5 protein-coding genes are annotated in these 7,486 nt (G+C 64.0%); all 5 read left to right on the top strand.

Annotated features, from left to right (window positions below; genetic code table 11):
- On the top strand, positions 1–2,361 hold a 2,361-nt coding region (locus ACI38Z_RS07655; RefSeq protein WP_439789597.1), incomplete at its 5' end, for a glycogen/starch/alpha-glucan phosphorylase.
- Between the two features lie 64 nt (positions 2,362–2,425).
- A complete protein-coding gene (locus ACI38Z_RS07650; protein ID WP_439789596.1) occupies positions 2,426–3,574 on the top strand; it encodes a glucose-1-phosphate adenylyltransferase in 1,149 nt (382 codons plus the stop codon).
- A gap of 2 nt (positions 3,575–3,576) precedes the next feature.
- Complete coding sequence (glgD, locus tag ACI38Z_RS07645) at positions 3,577–4,671, top strand: glucose-1-phosphate adenylyltransferase subunit GlgD (protein WP_439789595.1); 1,095 nt, start codon at positions 3,577–3,579, stop codon at positions 4,669–4,671.
- Positions 4,672–4,694: 23 nt separating this feature from the next.
- Positions 4,695–6,170, top strand: a complete 1,476-nt coding sequence (gene glgA, locus ACI38Z_RS07640) for a glycogen synthase GlgA (protein WP_439789594.1) — start codon at positions 4,695–4,697, stop codon at positions 6,168–6,170.
- A 14-nt stretch (positions 6,171–6,184) separates the two neighbouring features.
- Positions 6,185–7,486 (top strand): glycoside hydrolase family 13 protein (locus tag ACI38Z_RS07635; protein WP_439789593.1); only part of this gene is annotated, 1,302 nt, incomplete at its 3' end.

The following is a 7,486-nucleotide window of genomic DNA, read 5'->3' as shown; positions in this document are numbered from 1 at the left end:
AAGTCCTACGAGGAGCTTGGCGACCAGGAGCGTTACTTCGCCCTCGCGAGCCTCATCGCGGACAAGGCCAAGAGCATGCGCGGCGACACGATCAAGCGCATGCAGGACAAGGACGAGAAGACCGTCTACTACTTCTCCATCGAGTTCCTGCTTGGGCCGCTGCTCGACAACTACGTCCTCAACTTCGGCTGCCGCGACATCGTGAAGGCCGGCTGCAAGGAGCTGGGCACCCCGCTCGATGAGCTCGAGAAGTGCGAGAGCGACCCCGGCCTCGGCAACGGCGGCCTCGGCCGTCTGGCCGCGTGCTTCCTCGACTCGATGGCGGCCCTGGGCATCAACGGCAACGGCAACGGCATGCGCTACCGCTACGGCCTCTTCAAGCAGGCCATCGAGGGCGGTCGCCAGGTCGAGAAGATGGACAACTGGCTGGAGCACGGCTTCCCCTGGGAGACGCGCCGCAACGAGAGCTCGGTCCTCATCCGCTTTGGCGGCCAGGTCGTGCGCCACGAGGAGAACGGCCGCTACTGGTTCACGCAGGAGGGCGGCGAGCTCGTCAAGGCCGTCCCGTACGACGTGCCCATCGTTGGCTACGGCGGAAGGCAGGTCAACAACCTGAGGCTCTGGAGCGCCGAGCCGGCCGAGGAGAACTTCGACCTGGACGCCTTCAACCAGGGCGACTACGCCAAGGCCATGAAGTTCCGCGCGGACGTCGAGGCAATCTCGACGATCCTCTACCCCAACGACGCCGGCGAGCACGGCCGTCTGCTCAGGCTCAAGCAGGAGTACCTCTTCGTCTCCGCGGGCCTGCAGACCGTCCTGCGCACGTACCAGAAGCAGTACGGCGATAACAAGTGGGAGGACCTCGGCAAGCACGTCTCCATCCACACCAACGACACGCACCCCGCCATGTGCGGCCCCGAGCTCATGAGGCTCCTGGTCGACGAGCACGGCGTGGACTTCGACCTCGCGTTCAAGATCGCGCAGGAGACCATCTCCTACACCAACCACACGATCATGCCCGAGGCGCTCGAGAAGTGGCCCATCAACACGTTCCGTGCCCTTCTCCCCCGCACGTACATGTTCATCGAGGAGATCGACCGCCGCTATCGCGAGAACTTCCCCCACACCGATCCCAACTGGCAGGAGGAGTTCAAGAACACCGCCATCCTGTGGGACGGCCAGATTCGCATGGCGAACCTCTCGGTCATCTTCGCGCACTCCGTCAACGGCGTCTCCGCGCTGCACACGGGCATCCTCGAGGCCAGCACGCTGCATGACTTCTACAAGCTGACGCCCGAGAAGTTCAACAACAAGACCAATGGCATCTCGCACCGCCGCTTCCTGGGCAACGCGAATCCCAAGTACGCGAAGCTCATCTGCGACGTGATCGGCGAGGGCTGGCTGCGCGACGCCAACGAGCTCGCCAAGCTCGAGGACTACAGGGACGACCCGTCGTTCCTGGACTCGTTCGAGAAGGCCAAGGAGTGGGACAAGCAGCGCCTTGCCGACTACATCAAGGAGACGACCGGCACCGAGCTCGACACGAGCATGGTGTTCGACGTGCAGGTCAAGCGCTTCCACGCGTACAAGCGCCAGCTGCTCAACGTCTTCAAGATCCTGGACATCTACAACAGGCTGCTTGACGACCCCAACTACAAGCCGCGCCCGACCGCGTTCATCTTCTCTGGCAAGGCCGCGCAGAGCTACACCTTCGCCAAGGAGGTCATCCGCCTGATCAACTCCGTGGCGGACGTTATCAACAACGACAAGCGCGTGAACGACGTCATCCGCGTCGCCTTCGTGCCCAACTTCGCCGTCTCGAGCGCGCAGCTCATCTACCCGGCGGCCGAGATCTCCGAGCAGATCTCCTGGGCGGGCTCCGAGGCGTCCGGCACCTCGAACATGAAGCTCATGATGAACGGCGCCATCACGCTCGGCACCTACGACGGCGCCAACGTCGAGATCGCCAAGCTCGTGGGCGAGGACAACATCAAGATCTTCGGCCTTCGCACCGAGGAGGTTGACGCCCTGCGCGCGAGCGGCAACTACTGGGCATACGACCTCGTCAAGAGCGACCCGGATCGCCTGGGCCGCATCCTGAACGAGCTGAAGGACGGAACGCTCGGCCGCCTGTCCGGCAACTTCGACAGCATCTACGACGAGCTGATGGTCGGCAACGACCACGACCTCGTCCTGAAGGACTTCTACTCGTACGTCCAGGCGTGGGAGGAGCTGACCCAGGCCTACGGAGACCGCACCGCATGGAACCGCGCGGCCATCCACAACACGGCCAGGAGCGGATATTTCTCCAGCGACCGAACCATTCGCGAATATGCGCACGACATTTGGCATATTGATTAGGTGTAGGAGGAATTCGAAGCCAACGCTTCGGAGGGAGTTTTAGGGCTCGAAAGGGGAGTACCAAATGAGCAAGAGGGAATGCATCGCAATGCTTCTTGCCGGCGGGCAGGGCAGCAGGCTCGGCGTGCTGACGAAGAGCGTCGCCAAGCCGGCCGTCTCGTTCGGCGGCAAGTACCGCATCATCGACTTCGCGCTTTCCAACTGCGCGAACTCGGGGATCGACACCGTGGGCGTCCTCACGCAGTACAGGCCGTACCTGCTGCACAACTACCTGGGTTCCGGCAGCGCGTGGAACCTCGACGAGAGCGACGGCGGCCTCTTCATCCTTCCGCCGTACGCCACGCAGACCGGCGGCGCCTGGTATGCCGGCACGGCCGACGCCGTGACGCAGAACCTCGGCTTCATCAAGCAGAACGACCCCGAGTACGTCCTCATCCTCTCCGGTGACCAGCTCTACAGCATGGACTACCAGAAGATGCTCGACAACCACAAGCGCCACAACGCCGACCTCACCATCGCGGTCATGCCCGTGCCCTGGGAGGAGGCGTCCCGCTTCGGCATCCTGACGACCGACGAGGACGAGAAGATTCTCAAGTTCACCGAGAAGCCCAACAAGCCCGACTCGAACCTCGCGTCCATGGGCATCTACATCTTCAACGCCGACCTGCTGGTCAAGACGCTGGAGGAGGACGCCGTCGACCAGACGTCCGAGCACGACTTCGGCAAGAACATCATCCCGAAGCTCCTCGACGCCGGCAAGCGCCTCTACACGTACGAGTTCAACGGCTTCTGGCGCGACGTCGGCACCATCTCCAGCTACCACGAGACGAGCATGGACCTGCTGGGCACCAAGCCCGACTTCGACCTGTACGACACCGAGGCCCCGATCATGAGCAACGCCGGCGCCATGCCGCCTGCCTACGTCGGCCCCGACGCCACCGTCGACGACTGCCTGGTCGGCAACGGCAGCAGCATCTACGGCAAGGCCGTCCACTCGATCATCTCCACGGGCGCCATCGTCGGCGAGCGCGCCATCGTGCAGGACTCCGTCCTTCTCCCCGGCGCAGAGGTGAAGCCGGGGGCGCACGTCGTACGCGCCATCCTGGGCGAGAACTCCGTCGTCGAGGACAACGTGATCCTCGGAAGCGTCGACCAGACTAAGGACACGGCCGTCATCGGAAATGACGTCGTTGTTGGAAAGGGGGAGGAGTAGAGATGGAGAAGCTCCTTGGCGTCGTTACCGCTAACTACTCCACGAAGTACCCGAGCGTTCTCTCCGAGACGCGCCCCGTCGCGTCCATACCGTTCCTCGGGCGCTATCGCGTCGTCGACTTTGCCCTCTCCAACATGGTGAACGCGGGCATCAAGACCGTCGGCACGATCATGCCGTACAATTACCGCTCCCTGATCGACCACATCGGCTCCGGTCGTGACTGGGACCTCAACCGCAAGAAGGGTGGCCTGTTCATCCTGCCGGGTTCCGCCTTCGGCACCTCCCGCACGGGCTCCCGCTTCCTGCTCCGCGACCTCGAGTACAACAAGGTCTTCCTGAAGCGCAGCGAGGCCGAGTACGTCGTGCTGTCCTCCGCGAGCTTCGTCTACAACATGGACCTCACCAAGCTGATCGAGGCCCACGCGGGCTCCGAGGCCGACATCACGGTCCTGACGCAGGCCTCCAAGGCCAAGGACGTCGACGTCACCGGCTTCAAGGTCGACGGCACCCGCGTCCACGGCGTCAAGCACGGCGTCGAGTTTGGCGACGAGGCGTTCCTCGACTGCTTCGTCATCGGCCGCGAGTTCCTGCTCCAGCTGCTCGACTGGTACGAGCAGACCGACTACCTTGACCTCTTCGAGGCCATGGCCGCGGACTACGAGCGCGTGAACGTCCAGACCTACGAGTACGACGGCTACGTCGCCCCGATCTTCAACAAGGATACGTACTTCAAGTCCAACATGGACATGCTCAATCCCAAGATCACGGCCGAGCTCTTCCCCGCGGACCGCAGGATCAGGACGAAGGCGCACGACAACGCCCCCGCCAAGTTCGAGACCGGCTCCCGCGTGAGCAACTCCCGCGTGTCGGGCGGCTGCCGCATCAAGGGCACCGTCTCCAACTCCGTCCTCGGCCGCAACGTGATCGTCGAGACCGGCGCCGTCGTGACCAACGCCGTCGTGATGCAGTCCTGCGTCATCAAGACGGGCGCCCGCGTCGAGAACGCCATCGTCGACCGCAACAACGTCGTTCCCGCGGGGACCGAGCTCAGGGGTACCCCCGAGTCCCTGTTCATCAAGGAAAAGGCTACTGACTAATCAAGCCGGATGAGGACTTTGCGATGAGTGATCAGGCAACACGCAAAATCAAGGTCCTGTTTGCCGCCACCGAGGCCGTCCCGTTCGTCAAGACGGGCGGCCTGGGTGACGTCGTCGGGTCGCTCCCGCGCTCGCTCAACGCCGCGGGCGCGGAGTGCTCCGTCATCCTTCCCAAGTACGCCTGCATCCCGCAGGAGTACCAGGACCAGATGACGCACATCGCGGACTTCTACGTGCCGCTGGCATGGCGCAGCGTCTACTGCGGCGTGGAGAAGCTCACCTACGATGGCGTCGACTTCTACTTCGTCGACAACGAGGCGTATTTCAAGCGCGACGGCATCTACGGCTACTACGACGACGGCGAGCGCTTCGCCTTCTTCTCGAAGGCGATTTGCGAGGCCATCGAGAAGCTGCCGGAGCTGCAGTGCGACGTGCTGCAGTGCAACGACTGGCAGACGGCCCTCGCGACGGTCTTCCTGCGCGAGTTCTACCAGGCCTCCGAGGCGTGCCGCCACGTGAAGACCATCTTCACGGTGCACAACGTCAAGTTCCAGGGCCAGTACAACGACAAGGTCCTGGAGGACGTCCTGGGCCTGGCGGACAACCCCACGGCCGCGAGCCAGCTCTACAGCGGCTACAACACCGTGAACTTCATGAAGGGCGCGCTCTGCTACGCGGACCTCATCACCACGGTGAGCCCGAGCTACGCCAACGAGCTGCAGATGCCCTTCTACGGCGAGGGTCTGGACGACATCTTCCGCAGGCGCGCCTCGCAGCTGCGCGGCATCCTCAACGGGATCGACGTCAACCTCTGGAACCCGGCCACCGACCCGCTGATCCCCGTCGACTACGACGAGAACAGCCTGGACAAGAAGGCCGAGGACAAGGCCGCACTCCAGCGCGAGCTCGGCCTCAAGGAGGACCCGACCCGCCCGCTCATCGTCATGATCGGGCGCCTCACCAACCAGAAGGGCCTCGGCCTCGTCCGCTACGCCATGAACCACCTGATGGAGCGCGGCACCCAGGTCGCCATCCTGGGCACGGGCGACAAGGACCAGGAGGACGCGTTCAAGTACTTCGACTGGACGTACGGCGACCAGATGGTCGCGCGCATCGCCTTCGACAACGAGCTCTCGCACCGCATGTACGCGGGTGGCGACATCCTGCTCATGCCGTCGGAGTTCGAGCCCTGCGGCCTCTCCCAGATGATCGCCATGCGCTACGGCACGCTTCCCGTCGTGCGCGAGACCGGCGGCCTGCAGGACAGCGTCGTCCCGTACAACAAGTACACGGGCGAGGGCACCGGCTTCCGCTTCACCAACATGAACGCGGACGAGATGGCCAATTGCATACTCGACGCCTGCGAAGTGTTCTGGACGGACAAGGACGCTTGGATTAAGCTACAAAGGCAAGCTATGGAAACCGACTTCAGCTGGAACCGGGCGGCGGAAACCTACATGGACATCTACCACTCGCTGCACCCAGAGATCGGTCGTTAGTAACAGAAGAGGGTGTGGCTTTGAGGGCTAGGCATATTACCTCAGACAGCCAGTACAGAAACCCATTCGGCGCCGTCCAGGCGGGCGGCGCCGTTTCTGTATGGATAGACGTCTGGGACGAGCCGTCCGCCACGGCGCGGCTCCGCATCTGGATTGACGGCAAGGGCGAGAAGATCCTCGACATGGAGCGCGTGGCCCTTTCCGAGGAGGAGGCCTCCCGCTTTGGCGGCGACGTCCCCGTCCGCTTTGGCGTCACGTTCACGCCGGAGGAGCCGGAGGTCATCTGGTACTCGTTCCAGATCGTCGCGGCCGATGGCGCGGTCTGGCGCTACGGCGCCGCGCGCGAGCACGCCTGCGGCGAGGGCGCCTTCGCCTACGGCGAGCCCCCCTCGTTCCAGATCACGGTATATAAGAGCGAGCGCAAGCAGCAGCCCGACTGGTACAGGAACGGCATCGTGTACCAGATTTTTCCCGACCGCTTCTTCCGCGGCAGGGGATGGGAGAAGAACGTGGCCGCCTCGCTCGACAGGCCGCGCCGTGGGCCCGGCCGCCGTCTGGTGGAGGACTGGTACACCTACCCGCACTACGACAAGACGCCCCAGGGCCGCATGGCCAACTGGGACTTCTACGGCGGCACGCTCGAGGGCGTGCGCGAGAAGCTGCCCTACCTCGAGGCGCTCGGCATCACCGTCATCTACCTCAACCCGATCTTCGAGGCCGCGTCCAACCACCGCTACGACACGGCGGACTACCTCAGGATCGATCCGATGCTCGGGACCGAGGACGACTTCAAGGCGCTCTGCAAGGACGCCGCCTCCCGCGGCATCTCCATCATCCTCGACGGCGTCTTCAACCACGTCGGCGCGGACTCCCGCTACTTCAACAAGTACGGCAACTACGGTCCCGAGGGCGCGGCGCAGCCCACGCCCTCCAAGTACGACTCGTGGTTCACGTTCCGCGACGACGGCAGCTACTGCAGCTGGTGGGGCGTGGACGACCTCCCCGCCGTCAACGAGGACAGCCCCGACTTCCGCGAGCTCATCTGCGGCCACGACGGCGTGATCCGCAAGTGGCTGCGTCTGGGCGCGCGCGGTTGGCGCCTCGACGTGGCCGACGAGCTCTCGGACGACTTCATCTCGGAGATCAAGGCCGCCGCCCTGGCGGAGAAGCCCGACGCCGTGGTCATAGGCGAGGTCTGGGAGGACGCCACCTACAAGTTCGCGTACGGCAAGCTCCGCCACTACTTCTGGGGCTCGGAGCTCGACGCCACCATGAACTACCCCCTGCGCAAGGTGCTGCTTGAGTTCCTCACCAAC

This window comes from Parafannyhessea sp. (genome assembly GCF_051876455.1).
Taxonomy (GTDB): Bacteria; Actinomycetota; Coriobacteriia; order Coriobacteriales; family Atopobiaceae; genus Parafannyhessea.
Note: the sequence above shows the minus strand (reverse complement) of the source record. Positions and strands in the feature narration are given on the sequence as shown.